A 14,706-nucleotide genomic window follows, 5' to 3' on the forward strand; every position below is an offset into this window, starting at 1 on the left:
GGCGTCAGCCTGCGGGAGCGTCTCCTCGACGCGTCCCGAGCCGCCCGACCCCGCCCCAGCTCGAGCGGAGGCGGGACAGGAGCTCCGGGCTCTGGTAGAGGACGAGCGCCAGCAGGATCAGACCGCCGATCGTCATCTGCGCGTACTCCGTCGGCTGCTGGAACAGCGGCAGGACGTTCCCGATCAGCGCGAGGAACAGCGCGGCGAGCAACGCCCCCACGAACGATCCCCGCCCGCCCGCGAGGCTCGCCCCGCCGAGGACGGCCGCGGCGATGCTCTCGAGCGCGTAGTTGCCGATGATGGGCGAGCCGATCTGAACCTGGGCTGCCGAGTAGAAGCCCGCGATCGAGGCCATCACCGAGCAGACCACGAACGCCAGGAAGATCGTGCGTCCCGTCCCCATCCCGAGCCGGCGCGACGACGTCTCGTCGAGGCCGACCGACCGCAACGCGAGCCCCGTGCGCGTGCGGTACAGCCACACGTCCGCGAGCACTGCGAGCACGACGACGCCGACGAACGCGACCGGGAGGAAGCCGACACTGGTCGTCAGCACCTCGATCAGGTCGCTCGAGATGAAGCCCTCCGGGTGATCGCGCAAGAGGAGCGACGCGCCGGCGAGGATGCTGAGCGTGCCGAGGGTGGCGATGATCGACGGCAGGCGGAGAACGTGGATCAGCGTGGCGTTGAAGACACCGGTGGCGAGGCCCAGCCCGAGGAGCGCGAGCGCGCCGACGAGCAGCATCGGCCACGTGTCCCCCTCCTGCATGGTGTACGACGCGGTGACGACGCAGAGCGTCATCAGCGCCGCGACCGACACGTCGAAGCCGCCGACGAGCAGCGCATTCGTCTGACCGATCGCGACGAGCGCCAGCGGCAACGTCGTGAGGAGGAGGTTCTGGATGTTGTACTCGGTGAGGAACGCGTCCTGCCTCACGGTCGCGAACGCGCCGAGCCCGAGGATCAGCGCCGTCAGCAGCGCCAAGGGCATCCACCCGCGAAACCGGAGCACGCCGTTCACGCGCGCGCCCGTGCGACGCCCGAGCCGACGATCGCCTCGACGATGCGCCGCTCGCCGAGGTCGCCCCCCTGGATCTCGTCGACGATCCTCCCGCGCGACATCACGACGACGCGGTCGCACAGCCCGGCGAGCTCGATGGGGTCGCTCGACTTGACGACGACGGCGACGCCCTCGCTCGCCTTCGCACGCAGCGCCTCGTAGATGTCGAAGCGTGCGCCGACGTCGACCCCCTGTGTGGGCTCCTCGGCGAGGATCACCCTGACGTCGCCGCGCAGGAAGGGCCGGGTCAGGGACACCTTCTGCTGGTTGCCCCCCGAGAGCGACTGCACCGGCTGCTCCCTCGAGGCCATCCGGATACGCAGGCGGCGCGCGAGGTCGTCGACGGTGCGCCGCTCGTGTCGCCTGCTCAGGAGCCCGAGCCGCCCGAACCGACCCAGGACCTGGATGGTCGTGTTGGCACGGACGCTCAGCACGGGGAAGAGCGACTCCCGGGCACGGTCCCCGCTGAGCAGCACGACGCCGGCGCGGAGCGCGGCGAGCGGGGACCTGGTGTCGAGCCGGTGGCCGTTGCAGGACGCCGTCCCTGTCTTGGGCTCGACGCCGGCGAGCGCGCGGAGAAGCTGCGTCTGGCCGTTGCCCTCCGCGCCGGCGATCCCCAGGATCTCGCCCTTCGCGACGGCGAGGTCGATGGGGCCGAAGCGGTCTCCGCTGAGCCCCGCGACGTGCAGGAGGATCTCGGCGGGGCGGTCGTCCGCGTCGCGCTCGGGGAACGCGAGCGTGAGCGGCCGCCCGATCATGAGAGCGACGAGGGAGTCCTCCGACATGCCTGCCGCGCCGTAGGTTCCCTGGCCGACGCCGTCGCGCAGCACGGTGATCCGGTCGGCGATCCCGAGCACCTCCGGCAGGCGGTGGCTGACGTAGACGACGCCGACCCCCGCCCGGCTACGCTCGAGCACGAGCGCGTGCAGCTGGGCGACCTCGTCCGGGCCGAGCGCCGTCGTGGGCTCGTCCAGGAGCAGCACCCTGGGCTCGATGAGCAAGGCCTTGACCACCTCCAGGAGCTGGCGCTGCGCGAGCGACAGCGTCCCTACGACCACCGCAGGCGAGACATCGAGCCCGAACGCGTCGAGCTTGGTCGCTGCCCACGACTGCATGCGGCCGAAGGCGGGCCGCAGGTTTCTCGGCAGTGCGAGATAGAGGTTCTCTGCGACCGACAGGTCGAGCACGTGGGAGTACGTCTGGTAGGCGATCCCGAGACCGGAGCGGCGCGCCTCGGCCGGGGAGCCCCGACGCCGTCGGCGGCCGCCGATCTCGAGGATTCCCTCGTCCGGAGCGAGGAAGCCGCTCGCGATCCCGAGCAGCGTCGACTTCCCGGACCCGTTCTCCCCGACGAGCGCGTGGATCTCGCCGGCGCGGCAGTCGAAGCTGACGTCACGGAGGGCCTGGACGGCTCCGAACGCCTTCGACACGCCGCGAAGGGAGAGCACGATGGGGCCGTCGGGCCCGGGAGTCGACATGGGTCTTGCTACCTGCGCTACCTCCTAGGGGTACATCCGCTTGATCAGGGGGAGAGGCACCAGTGACGTCGCCGAGGCCTCCTGCGGATAGCCCGTGACGCACTGGGAGCGCCTGGTCTCGTTCTGCAGCTGGATCGGGAACACGATCTTCGGCGGGATCTTCGCCCCCTTCAGCTTCATCATCGCCGCCGTCAAGGCGACCCGGATCTGCGAGTTCCCTCCCGTGTAGTAGTAGACCTTCAGGTTCGGGTTCTTGAGCTGCTTCGCCGCGCAGCCCATGCCCACGTCGTCGGTCCGCAGGGTCAGGACGGCGTTGAACGGGATACCGGCGGCCTTGTACGCCGCGAACGCGCCCTGTGCCATGCCGAGGCCGTACTCGTAGCTCCACCCCTTGATGTCGGGATGCCTCGCGAGGATGCCCGCGACGACCTCCTGGACCTTGGACGGATCCCAGTTCGTCGCCTCCGTGGCGACGACCTCGATGTTCTTGTTGAGCGCCGGCTTCTCGCAGTTCTGCCAGCCGAGCGAGAGCGGGTTTCCCGGGAAGCCGCCGAGGAAGGCGATCTTCCCGGACTTGACCTGCGTGTTCATGACCCTCGCATAGGCCTTGCCGAGTGCACAGGTGTCCTCGCCGACGACCGTCAGGTAGTCCTTGCCGGGATTGCTCACGTAGCCCCAGGCGTACGTCGCGACCGGGATCCCTCTCCTGGTCGCCTCCTTGAAGACCGGCAACATCGCGTCTCCGAAGTCCGGATACGTGACGATGACGTCGACGCCCTTCGCGATCGCAGCGCGGAAGTCCGTCAGCGCCTGCTGCGGGTTCGACTTGGCGCTCGTGTAGATGATCTCCCCGATCTCGGGGTAGGTCAGCGCCTGGAGGATGAACTCCATCTTCGAGATGTTGCGATAGACGTTCTCCCCGAACCCTTCCACGTAGGCGACCGTGAGCTTGCCGTTCGTGCCGGTCTTGCAGCCGTTCGACTTCCAGCACTTGAGCGCCAGGTTCTGGTTCACCCTCTTCTCGGCGCGGCCGAAGGCCGCGAGCGAGATGTTGCGGGCCATCTTGTTGGTCGGTAGGAGCTTGGCGTCGAAGAGGGTCTTCTTGAGGGTCGCCTGCTTCGCCGCGTACACCTCCCCGAAGCCGCCTGCGGTGGTGCCCCCTTGGCTGCTTGCGACGAGAACCAGCATCGCGGCGGCCAGCGCCGGGGCGACGAGGAGCCGCACGCCGCTCGACCCCGACTTGGTCGGTATCCGCATTACTGCCTCCTTTCGTGTTTCAACTCGTGGTTTCGACCGCCACGTGGCGGTCTCCGCTCCGTGCACGTGGTCGGAGGAGACGGCTGATCACCGCCGCCACTCGGTCCCCCGACACCAGCATCCCGACGATGATCGCCGCACCGAACACGACGAACTGCATCGCCGTCGACAGTCCGAGGATCCGCAGCATCTGCGTCAACAGCGTCAGCGCGAGCGCGGCGATCCACGTCGAGGTCGTGCTCGCGAGGCCGCCCGAGAGCGACGCCCCGGCGATGACGACTGCCGCGATGGGTGCGAGAAGGTAGGCGGCGCCGAAGGCCGGGTCGACGCTGATCCGGACACCGGCCAGCAGGACCGCCGCGAACGCGTAGAAGAGGCCCGCCGCGGTGTACGCGAGCACGACATGCGTCCGGACGTGGACGCCGGCCATCCAGGCGGCTCGCGGGTTCGCGCCCACGGCCTGGAAACGGCGACCAGCAGCCGTGTAGCGCAGGACGAGCGTGACGGCGATCGTGATCGCGGCGCCCGTCCAGAAGACCGCGCTGACGCCGAGGGGCTTCTCGGCGGCCCAGGACGAGAGCGCTCCCGGCACGTTGGCGCCCGCGGTGACGTCGCGCGAGTACTGAAGGCCCCAGGCGAGGACGATCTGCCCGACCGCGAGCGTCACGATGAGCGGGTTCAGCCGCAGGACTCCGACGAGCAACCCGTTCGCCAGGCCGACGAGCGCGCCCATGCCGAGACAGGCGACGATCGCGAGCGCCAGCCGGTCGTTCGACTCGGCGCCGATCCCCACGATCAGGTTGCCTCCGAGGAACATCACCCCCGGGGTCGAGAGGTCGATTCCCGCGTGCATGATCACGAGCATCTGCCCCAGCGCCGCCACGGCGAGGATCGTCATGTAGGGGAGGACGAACGCCCACGAGGCGTTCTGCAGCGTCTCGGGCGAGAAGATCGCCGCGATGGCGATCAGCGCTGCGGTTGCGATCCAGACGGGTAGGAAGCGCGCGGCGAGGAGCGCGTCGGCGACGAGCGGCGCGAGCCGACGTCCATGACCGAGTTCGCCGCCCTCGGTGCGACCGTCTGCGCTCACTGCCCCGTTGCAGCCCTAGCCCCGACCAGAGGCCCATTGTGAGCACGTGCCGCCGGGAGTGTCAACCAGCACCGAACGAACCGGGTCGAAGTTGCCCTTCCGTTCATCGCTGCTGAACGCTCGGCAGGATGCCCTCGGCCCGTAATTGACTCTGCGCGCGAGGCCCGTTTATGCTCGCTGCACATGCTGCGGCGCCGACCGCGCACACCATTTCACGCCGAGCCAAGGAGAAGAGAGGCATGGGCGCGCAACGCCTTTTGATCCGCAACGGCTTCGTCGTCTCGATGGATCCCGACGTCGGCGACATCCCGAACGGGGATCTGCTCGTCGAGGACGGCACGATCGTCGAGATCGGACGCGGCCTCGCGGCATCCGAAGCAGAGGAGATCGACGCCGCGGGCATGATCGTCATGCCCGGGTTCGTCGACACGCACCGGCACACCTGGCAGACGCCCGTCCGCGGCGTGCTGCCGTGTTGCACGCTCGACGAGTACTTCGCGGCGATGCTCGGCAACGTCGGCGGCCACTACCGGCCCGAGGACGTGCTCATCGCCAACCACGCCGGCGCCCTCGAGGCGCTGAATGGCGGCGTGACGACGCTGCTCGACTGGTCGCACATCTCGAACACGCCCGAGCACTCGGACGCCGCGATCCAGGGCCTCCAGGACGCCGGGATTCGGGCGGTCTACGCGCACGGCATCCCGACGGGAACGGGCGAGAACTGGTGGGGCTTCAGCGAGCTCGAGCACCCGGCGGACATCCGCCGGATCAAGGAGACGTACTTCTCCTCCGACGATGGGCTGCTGACGCTCGCGCTCGCGGCCAGGGCGCCGGGCAACTCGAACTTCGAGGTAGCCAAGCACGACTGGGGGCTCGCCCGCGAGCTCGACATCCGGATCACCGTGCACGTCGGCATGCGGCTCGCGTCGGTGCACGTGAACCACGTGAAGAACATGCACGACCTGGGCATCATGGGCCCGGACACCACCTACATCCACTGCACGGACTCGACGGACGAGGAGCTCGACCTGATCGCCGAGACCGGCGGGACCGCCTCGGTCGCGCCGTACGTCGAGATGCTCATGGGGCACGGGCCGCCGCCGACGGGAAAGCTGGTCGAGCGCGGCGTTCGGCCGTCGCTCAGCGTCGACGTCGTCTCCAGCGTGCCGGGCGAGATGTTCACGCAGATGCGTACGGCTCTCGTGCACACTCGGATTGGCGCCTTCACCGACACGCCGGACGAGCCGTTCGCGCCGACGCTGACGCATCGGGACGTGCTCGAGTTCGCGACGATCGACGGCGCCCGCACCTGCGGGCTCGGCGACCGGGTCGGATCGCTCAAGCCGGGGAAGCAGGCGGACATCGTCCTGCTGAACGCCAACGCGATCAACACGGCCCCGATGGTCGATCCCGCGGCGACGATCGTCGTCTTCGCCGACACGTCGAACGTCGACTCGGTGTTCGTCGCCGGGCGTGCCCTGAAGCGCAACGGCAAGCTTCTCGACGTCGACCTCGCAAGCATCTTCCGAAGGCTCGACGCGTCGCGGGACCACATCCTCTCCGGTGGGGGGCTCCTGCCGGAGTGGGCGGAGCAGACGGCGGCGGTCTGAGCATGGCCGCAGGCAGCGTCGTCGTCGTCGGCGGCACGCAGGGGCTGGGCCGCGAGCTCGCGAAGGCGTACGCCGACGACGGCCGCGACGTCATCGTCACCGGGCGGAACCAGGCCCGCGCGGACGCGGCCGCGAAAGAGATCGGCGGTCGCACCAGTGGCCTCGGGTTCGACCTCGCGGAGCCGCACACGATCGGGAAGCACCTCGAGGACGTGGGCGACGTCGACCACCTGGTGCTCGCGGCGATCGAACGTGACGTGAACAGGGTCCGCGAGTACGACGTCGACGGCGCCGTTCGGCTCGTGACGCTCAAGCTCGTCGGCTACACCGAGGTGATCCACGCCCTCACGCCTCGGCTCGGCGGCGAGTCCTCGATCCTGATCTTCGGCGGTCTTGCGCGCGACCGGCCCTATCCCGGGTCGACGACCGTCACGACCGTCAACGGTGGCGTCACCAGCCTCGTGCGCACGCTCGTGATCGAGCTCGCGCCGACACGGGTGAACGCGCTGCACCCGGCGATCGTCGGCGACAGCCCGCAATGGGTGGACATGGCCCCGGAGCGACGGGAGGCCCTCGTGCAACGGACGCCGATCGGCCGCCTGGTGACCATGGCGGAGGTCGTCGAGGCATCGCGCTTCCTCCTCGAGAACCAGGCGATCAACGGCATCAACCTCTCCGTCGACGGCGGCTGGATGTGCATGTGACACGGCCGCATCGCGTGCCCACGTGAGTCAGGTCGGGAGGAGCGGCGCGGCGTCCCTCGTGCCGCGGGTCGCGGCTGCTACTCGGCCGGCTCGCCGTGCAGCAACACCGAGCGGTCGTCGCCCCTGCGGTTGACGACCGTCCAGACCGCGACCGCGGGCTCCTTGCCGATCGCCCACAGACGATGCGGTCGCTGCGAGTCGAAGCTGATCGAGTCACCTGCCCGCAGCGTGTACTCGTCGAAGCCGATCTGGACGCCGAGCCTGCCGTCGACGACGTAGCCGTACTCCTTGCCGCCGTGCTGCGAGAGCGCGTCCGACGGGCAGGACTCGGATCCGACCGGGTAGACGACGTAGATGAAGTCGACGTCGTGGTCGGGCCCGGGCGTCAGGCGCTCCCAGCGAACGCCTCCCGCCAGGGTGATGGCGGTTCGCGTCTGCCGTGACTGGACGGGCATGGAGGAGGCCGTCCCGAGAGCCGCCTCCGCATCGCTGAAGAGGTCGCCGATCGGTAGGCCGAGCTCCGTCGCGATCGCCCACAGAGTCGCGACCGACGGTGTGGCCCGCCCGCGCTCGATCTGCGAGATGAGGCTCGGCGACACGCGAATCCGCGCCGCGAGCTTCCGCACCGTGAGCCCCGCGGCCTGGCGCTCGTGACGGATGCGAACGCCGAGCGTGGCGGGCACGGTGACGTCCGCGGCAGACGAGTCCCCGTCGCGCGCGACCGAGGCCGCCACGGGCCGGCTCGCCTGACGGGCCATGGCGCCACTATACGTCCGCCCCGGATCCGCCCCTGCGTTCCGCGAGGCTCGCACGGCTCGCGCTAGGAAACGGTCGTGCCGTTCGGTATGAATGCGCCGAGCCGCGCCGGGACACGGCGTCCGGGCTCCGGAGAGGAGCCGGCTGCGAGGAGGGAGACCAGATGGCAACGGCGTCACCTGTTGGGTCCTTCCCGAGCCCGTACGAGGTGGAGACACCGCCTGGATGCGAGGGCTGGGAGGAGATGTACCCGTACTACGCGCTCTTCGACGAGGAACGACGTGAGGCGGACGAGCAGCGCTTCTGGTTCTGGAACTCGATGCACTTCCCGCTGCCGATGCCGGCGTTCGACGCGATCTGCATCGACACCGCCTACCAGGCCCTCGGCTCGTGGCAGAACCGCGTCTTCGCCGTCCCGCCCGCGATGGGGATCGACTACCGCTGCATCAACGGTTACATCTACATCTCGGGCAACCCCGTGACCGATCCCGCGAAGATCGCGGAGCGTGCCGAGCACTTCCAGAAACGAGCCGGCCACTACTTCGCGAACTGGGACGAGCTGTACGCGGCGTGGCGCACGAAGATGGAGGCGCTCATCGAGGAGCTCGACCAGCTGGAGGTGCCCCGGCTCCACGAGTACGAGCCCGAGGACGTCGCCTTCGGCGACCAGGAGACGAGCTACTGCGCCGTGCTCGACGCGTACCGCCGCGTCCTCCGGCTGGCCGACCTCATGTGGCAGAACCACTTCGAGTTCCTGCTCCTCGGCTACGGCGCCTACGTCACCTTCGCCGAGCTGTGCAAGGCGAACCTGCCGGACATGCCCGATCAGCACATCGCACAGATGGTCGCCGGGCTGGACGTGCTGCTGTTCCGGCCCGACGCGGAGCTTCGCCGGCTCGCCCGGCTCGCGATCGAGACAGGCGTGGACCCGGCGTTCGTCGAGGGGCGCTCGCCCGGGGAGATCGACGCGGAGCTGGGCGAGAGCGACGCCGGACGCGCGTGGCTCGCGGAGCTGGAGGAGGTCAAGCACCCGTGGTTCCACATGGCCACGGGCGACGGCCTCTACCACTACTACGGCAGCTGGCTCGACGACCCCACGATCCCGTACGCGTCGCTGATCGGTCACATCGGAGCGCTCAGGGCCGGGGAGGACATCGAACGGCCCGCCGAACACATCGCCACGGAGCGCGAGCGGCTGGCGAACGAGTACGGCGCGCTGCTCGACGACGAGACGCGCAAGGCCTTCGACGAGCTGCTCGCTCTCGCGCGGACGGTGTTCCCCTACGTCGAGGAGCACAAGTTCTTCTGCGACTACTGGTTCCTCACCAGCTGGTGGAACAAGATCCGCGGGTTCGGCGACCTGCTCGCCGCGCACGGGTTCCTGGAGGACCGTGAGGACGTCTTCCAGCTCTCGCGCCTGGAGGTCCACGCCGCGCTCGACGAGCTCCTCTTGACCTGGGCGACGGGCGGGAAACCGCGCGGCCCGACGTACTGGCCACCGATCGTGACGAGGCGGAAGGACCTGCTCGAGCGGCTCGCCGAGTGGACACCGCCGCCCGCCGTGGGCGCGGTGCCCGAGGCGGTCCTGGATCCCGCGCTGATCATGCTGTGGGGCGTCACGACGGAGCGCGTGCATGCCTGGGCGCGTGAAGCCGAGGGCGGCCCGACGCTCAGCGGCACGCCCGCCTCGCCGGGGCTCGTCGAGGGCGTCGCGCGCGTCGTCAAGACGGCGCGGGAGATCGGCGACGTGCGCGAGGGCGAGATCCTCGTGTGCAGCATCACGTCACCCGCCTGGGCGCCGATCTTCTCGAAGATCCAGGCCGCGGTGACCGACATCGGCGGTGTGATGTCGCATGCGGCGATCGTGTGCCGTGAGTACGCGCTGCCCGCCGTCGTCGGCACCGGCCGAGCCACCTCGCAGATCCGCACCGGGCAGCGCATCCGCGTCGACGGGTCGGCCGGCACCGTCACGATGCTCGAGTGAGCGCACACGGTCACACGCTCCCGCTCTCCGCGTTGCGCGGCGAGGACAGGGCGCAGTTCGGAGGAAAGAGCTCGTCGCTCGGCGAGCTCATCGCGGCGGCGATCCCGGTCCCGCCGGGCTTCGCGTTGTCGATTGGCGCCTTTCGCGCTTTCGTCGAGGAGGCCGGGCTCGCCGGGAAGATCGCGGTCGAGCTGTCTCGGACCTCGCCTGACGACGTCGACTCCCTCGGCGCAGCCTCGCACGCGATCAGCGAGGCGATGCGCTCCGCACCCGTGCCGGACGTCGTGCGTGCAGAGCTGGGCCGACGCTACGACGAGCTGTCGGAGGAAGTGGGGGTCGCGGAACCGCCGGTGGCGGTGCGCTCCAGTGCGCTGGGCGAGGACAGCCAGGACGCGACGTTCGCCGGGCAGCAGGAGACGTACCTCTGGGTGCGGGGCGCCGATCACGTCTGCGACGCGGTGCGCGACTGCTGGGTCAGCCTCTACAGCCCGCCCGCGATCGCGTATCGGGCGCGCCTCGGTCAGGCGGAGCGCGCCATGGGCGTCACGGTGCAGCTGATGGTCGACGCCGAGGTCTCGGGCGTCATGTTCACGTGCAACCCGGTGAGCGGCGACCCGAGCATGATCGCCGTGAACGCGAGCTGGGGGCTCGGGCTCGCGGTGGTGGGAGGCGAGGTGACACCCGACGACTACCTCGTGAGCAAGGTCACGGGAGAGGTCGTCCGCGAGCACGTCCACACCAAGGACGTCGAGTACGTCCCCGATGGCGGCGGACGCGGCGCGGTCAGGATCGACGTGCCGGAGGAGCGCAGAGCGCTCGCCTGCCTGGACCGGCCTGCGCTCGAGGCGCTCGTCGACGTCGGCCGCCGTGTCGAGCGGCGCTTCGGTGCCCACCAGGACGTCGAATGGGCGATCGCCAGGGGACGCGGGCTCCCGGAGAGCCTCTTCGTCGTCCAGTCGCGGCCGGTGACCGCGTTGGCCAGGCGCCGGCAGGCTCCGCAGGGCACGTCGGCGATGTCGCTCGTGATGAGCAGGTTCGGCGCCGGAGATCGCGAGGCGTAGGTTCCATGGCGCTGAGCGACGAGGACGTTCGCGAGATCCTTCGCATCGTCGACGGTGCGGAGCTCGACGAGCTGCACATCGAGACGGAAGGCCTCTCGCTCCACCTCGTGAGGGGCGGCCGGGCTCCCGCCGTCGAGCCCGTCACGGAAGGCGCACAGCCCGGTCCCGGCGCGGCGGACCGCGCCCATGCCCCCGAGGGCGCCGACGGGCTCACGATCGAGGCGCCGATGCTGGGGGTCTTCTACCGGTCGCCGAGCCCAGGCTCGCCGCCGTTCGTCGACGTCGGGACGCGCGTCGAGTCGGACACGATCGTCTGCATCATCGAGGTGATGAAGATGATGAACTCGGTCCCCGCCGGGGTCTCGGGCACGATCGCCGACATCCACGCCGAGAACGCGGCGCTCGTCGAGTACGGTCAGCCCCTGTTCAGCGTGGAGCCTGTGTGATGCCGGGATCGGGCAGGCTCGTCGACGTGGTCGACACCACGACGCGCGACGGCAACCAGAGCCTCTGGGGCGCCACAGGGCTCACGGCGAACGAGATCCTCGCGATCGCCCCCACGATGGAGCAGGTGGGGTTCCACGCGCTCGACTTCACCTCGAGCACGCACATGTCCGTCTCGGTTCGCTTCCACCGGGAGGATCCGTGGGAGCTCATCCGCCTGATGCGAGCTGCCATGCCGCGCACGCTCCTCAACTTCATCACGACCGGCATGCGCTTCATCGCCTGGCAGCCCTGCGACGAGGAGGTCATGCGCCTCGCCTTCCGATGCGTCGTCCGCAACGGCATCCGCCGCTTTCAGTTCGCGGAGCCGGCCAACGACCCGAGCGCGCTGCGACGCGTCGCGCGGATGGCCCGCGAGGAGGGCGTCGAGGAGATCGTCGTCGGGCTGACGTACTCGATCAGCCCCGTGCACACGCACGCCTACTACGCCGAGCGCGTCGCGGCGCTCGCGGACTGCCCGGACATCGACCGCTTCTACCTGAAGGATCCGGGCGGCCTACTGACGACGGACGCCGTGCGCGAGCTCGGCCCGCACTTCGCCGCCACCGGACGAACGGTCGAGCTCCACAGCCACTGCACCATCGGCCTCGCGCCCCTCGCGTACATGGAGGGCCTGAAGGTGGGCTTCGACGTGCTCCACACCGCGGTCGGGCCTGCCGGCAACGGGACCTCCCAGCCGACCGCCGAGTCGACGCTCCGGAACCTCGCGGCCGAGGGGTACGAGCACGACCTCGATCCCGAGGCCCTCGGGCGCGTGTCGACGTACTTCCGCGAGCTGGTGCGCGAGAAACGCCTGCCGCCGGGCGAGCCGCGCGAGTACGACGCCGCCTACTACCACCACCAGCTCCCGGGCGGGATGGTGACCACGACGCAGCGCATGCTGGAGGAGATCCGGCGCCCCGAGCTGTTCGACGCGGTTCTCGCGGAGGTCGTCCGCGTGCGGGCGGAGATGGGGTATCCGATCCTCGTCACCCCGGTGTCGCAGCTCGTCGCGTACCAGGCGACGCGCAACGTGATCGACTCCGAGCGCTGGCTGAACGTGTCGGACGAGACCGTTCGCTACTTCCTGGGGCACTACGGGGACTTCGCCGCACCACCGGATCCCGACGTGGCCGACCGGGTGCTCTCGCTGCCGAAGGTCGGCAAGCTGCGCGAGGCGGAGCCGATCGGCCTCGAGGGCGTCCGCGCGCGCTTCGGTCGGCGGATCTCGGACGAGGAGCTCCTGCTGCGGCTGACGATGCCGGAGGAGCAGGTCGATGCCATGCGGGCGGAGCCCGCGATCGCCGAGCGCTCTGTGCCGGTCGACGCAGGAGACCGCGCTCCGCTCGTCCGTCTCCTGCGCGAGATCGAGCGACGCAGGCAGATCTCCTACCTGCGGGTGCAGAAGGGCGACGACCTGGTGGTGTGGCGCCGTGCGTCTTGACGAGGTCCGCGGGTTCGTCTTCGACGTCGACGGAACGCTCGTGCACCGTGCGGGCGCCGAGGTGCGGGTCATCCCCGGAGCGCGCGAGGTTCTCGAGCGGGTTCGCGCGTCGGGGCGGCCGTACGCCCTCTTCACGAACGGAAGCCATGTGCCGCCCGCCGCCCTCGCCGGCGAGCTCCGCGAGACGGGTCTCCCGATCGCCGACGAGGAGCTGTTGACCCCGCTCTGCTCCGTGCAGACGTACCTCGAGCGCTTCCGCGGGAACGCCCGCGTGCTGCCGCTCCTCACCGACTCCGCCCACCGCTACCTCGAGGCAGCGGGCGTTCGGCTCGTCGACGGGAGCAACGGGGCCTCCGTCGACGCCGTCTTCGTCGCACAACCGGGCCGGGCGGACTTCGACCTGCTCGAGCTCGCCGCCCGCACGGTGATCGCGGGCGCCCGGCTTCTCACCGGCAGCTACGTGGCGGCGTACGCGGGAGCCGACGGCCCGATCCTCAGCCGCGGCGCCATGGCCACGGCAGCGATCGCGAAGGCGAGCGGCGCCCGGCCCGTCGTCGTCGGCAAGCCCTCGCACGCAGCGGTGCGCGCGATGCGAGACCGTCTCGGCGTTCCCTCGGAGGAGCTGGCGGTCGTGGGCGACGACCTGTTCCTCGACGTGGCCCTCGGCCACCTGGGCCGTTCAACGACGGTCCTCGTCCGAAGCGGGATCAGCCGCGCCCTCGACCTGAGCCGCGTGCCCCAGAAACGCCGGCCGCACCACGCGGTCGACAGCGTCGCCGACCTGCTGGAGTGGCTGTGAGGAGCGCGACGGCACGGGCGGTGGGGATCACGCGACCCGGCGGGCCGGACGTTCTCGACGTGATCGAGCGCGACGTCCGGGAGGCGGGTCCGGGCGAGGCTCGGATCGCCGTCAGGGCGGCGGCCGTGAACCCGACGGACATCGGGGTACGGGAGCGCGGCATCGACGGGCTGCCGCCACCGTGGGTGCCCGGGATGGACGCGGCGGGCATCGTCGAGTCGGTCGGACCGGAGGTGGAGCGCGTCGCCGTCGGGGACGGGGTGATGGCGGCGCTCTCGCCGCGACGTCCCGAAGGCGGCGGGCAGGCGGAGCTCGTCGTCGTGCCGGCAGCGTCGGTGGTCGCCGTCCCGGACGACGCCACCCTCGAGGAGGCGGCGACGTTGCCGATGAACGGGCTGACCGCGCTGCACGGCCTCGAGCTGCTCGGCCTCGACGAGGGGCAGACGCTCGCGGTCACCGGAGGCGCCGGCCTGCTCGCGTCCTACGTGATCCCGATCGCGAAGGAGCGTGGGCTGCTGGTCCTCGCCGACGCGTTCCCCGACGACGAGGAGCTCGTCCGAGGCTTCGGCGCAGACGTCGTCCTGCCGCGCGGCGACGCGCTCGTTGCCGCGCTGCGCGACGCGGTACCCGACGGCGTCGACGCAGTCTTCGACACTGCGCTCCTGACGCGCCGGATGTTCCCCGCGATCCGCGAGGGCGGAGCGATCGCCGTCGTCAGAGGCTTCGAGGGCGACGATGTGGAGGACGGCATCCGCATCGAGCGCGTGCTGGTGGGGACGGTGCTCGACCGGACGGACTGGCTGCGGGACGTACGCGACCTGGCCGTGCGCGGGGTGCTCGTGCCGCGGGTGGCCGACACGTACCCACCCGAGCGGGCGGCCGACGCGCAGCGGCGGATGGAAGCGGGCGGCCTCCGCGGCCGGGCGGTCATCGTCTTCCCCGAGCGGACGCGCATGTGACCGTGCACCACGGCCGAGACCTGG

At 70.4% G+C, this 14,706-nt stretch carries 13 protein-coding genes; 8 read left to right on the forward strand and 5 right to left on the reverse strand.

What is annotated here, in order from left to right; all coding sequences use genetic code 11:
• Window positions 1-4 precede the first annotated feature (4 nt).
• From VFO26_RS17525 to VFO26_RS17540, 4 genes are read right to left on the reverse strand one after another with little or no spacing between them, the layout of a single operon-like run.
• Window positions 5-1,018 (reverse strand): ABC transporter permease, encoded by a 1,014-nt coding sequence (locus VFO26_RS17525; protein WP_325116376.1) that lies wholly within the window; start codon window positions 1,016-1,018, stop codon window positions 5-7.
• Window positions 1,015-2,535 (reverse strand): sugar ABC transporter ATP-binding protein, encoded by a 1,521-nt coding sequence (locus VFO26_RS17530; RefSeq protein WP_325116377.1) that lies wholly within the window; start codon window positions 2,533-2,535, stop codon window positions 1,015-1,017. Before VFO26_RS17530 ends, VFO26_RS17525 begins: the two co-directional genes overlap by 4 nt.
• Before the next feature lie 24 nt (window positions 2,536-2,559).
• Window positions 2,560-3,792 carry a substrate-binding domain-containing protein gene (locus VFO26_RS17535; protein WP_325116378.1) on the reverse strand — a complete coding sequence of 411 codons (1,233 nt, stop codon included), beginning with the start codon at window positions 3,790-3,792 and terminating at the stop codon, window positions 2,560-2,562.
• Between the two features lie 19 nt (window positions 3,793-3,811).
• Window positions 3,812-4,882 (reverse strand): ABC transporter permease, encoded by a 1,071-nt coding sequence (locus tag VFO26_RS17540; RefSeq protein ID WP_325116379.1) that lies wholly within the window; start codon window positions 4,880-4,882, stop codon window positions 3,812-3,814.
• Window positions 4,883-5,121: 239 nt separating this feature from the next.
• On the opposite strand from VFO26_RS17540, the gene VFO26_RS17545 reads away from it, so the two are divergent.
• Complete coding sequence (locus VFO26_RS17545; protein ID WP_325116380.1) at window positions 5,122-6,492, forward strand: amidohydrolase family protein; 1,371 nt, start codon at window positions 5,122-5,124, stop codon at window positions 6,490-6,492.
• 2 nt (window positions 6,493-6,494) lie between these two features.
• Window positions 6,495-7,196, forward strand: a complete 702-nt coding sequence (locus tag VFO26_RS17550; RefSeq protein ID WP_325116381.1) for an SDR family NAD(P)-dependent oxidoreductase — start codon at window positions 6,495-6,497, stop codon at window positions 7,194-7,196.
• 77 nt (window positions 7,197-7,273) lie between these two features.
• Here VFO26_RS17550 and VFO26_RS17555 read toward each other — a convergent pair whose 3' ends face one another.
• Window positions 7,274-7,954 (reverse strand): XRE family transcriptional regulator, encoded by a 681-nt coding sequence (locus tag VFO26_RS17555; RefSeq protein WP_325116382.1) that lies wholly within the window; start codon window positions 7,952-7,954, stop codon window positions 7,274-7,276.
• Between the two features lie 161 nt (window positions 7,955-8,115).
• On the opposite strand from VFO26_RS17555, the gene VFO26_RS17560 reads away from it, so the two are divergent.
• The 6 genes from VFO26_RS17560 to VFO26_RS17585 are packed head-to-tail and all read left to right on the forward strand — an operon-like array spanning window position 8,116 to window position 14,682.
• On the forward strand, window positions 8,116-9,936 hold the full coding sequence (locus tag VFO26_RS17560) for a PEP-utilizing enzyme (protein WP_325116383.1): 1,821 nt from the start codon (window positions 8,116-8,118) through the stop codon (window positions 9,934-9,936).
• The gene (locus VFO26_RS17565; protein WP_325116384.1) at window positions 9,933-10,997 is read left to right on the forward strand and encodes a PEP/pyruvate-binding domain-containing protein; all 1,065 of its coding nucleotides are present in this window, start codon (window positions 9,933-9,935) and stop codon (window positions 10,995-10,997) included. The genes VFO26_RS17560 and VFO26_RS17565 overlap by 4 nt, the downstream gene beginning before the upstream one ends.
• 5 nt (window positions 10,998-11,002) lie before the next feature.
• On the forward strand, window positions 11,003-11,443 hold the full coding sequence (locus VFO26_RS17570) for an acetyl-CoA carboxylase biotin carboxyl carrier protein (RefSeq protein ID WP_325116385.1): 441 nt from the start codon (window positions 11,003-11,005) through the stop codon (window positions 11,441-11,443).
• Window positions 11,443-12,924, forward strand: coding sequence for a hypothetical protein (locus tag VFO26_RS17575; RefSeq protein WP_325116386.1), 1,482 nt, complete (start codon window positions 11,443-11,445; stop codon window positions 12,922-12,924). Before VFO26_RS17570 ends, VFO26_RS17575 begins: the two co-directional genes overlap by 1 nt.
• Window positions 12,914-13,723: an HAD-IIA family hydrolase gene (locus VFO26_RS17580; RefSeq protein WP_325116387.1), complete on the forward strand. Its 810-nt coding sequence runs from the start codon at window positions 12,914-12,916 to the stop codon at window positions 13,721-13,723. The genes VFO26_RS17575 and VFO26_RS17580 overlap by 11 nt, the downstream gene beginning before the upstream one ends.
• Entirely contained in the window at window positions 13,720-14,682 is a 963-nt protein-coding gene (locus VFO26_RS17585) for an NADP-dependent oxidoreductase (RefSeq protein WP_325116388.1), read from the forward strand. The genes VFO26_RS17580 and VFO26_RS17585 overlap by 4 nt, the downstream gene beginning before the upstream one ends.
• The last annotated feature ends 24 nt before the right edge of the window (window positions 14,683-14,706 follow it).

Origin of the sequence: Gaiella sp., assembly GCF_035710885.1 — a bacterium.
GTDB lineage: Bacteria > Actinomycetota > Thermoleophilia > Gaiellales > Gaiellaceae > Gaiella.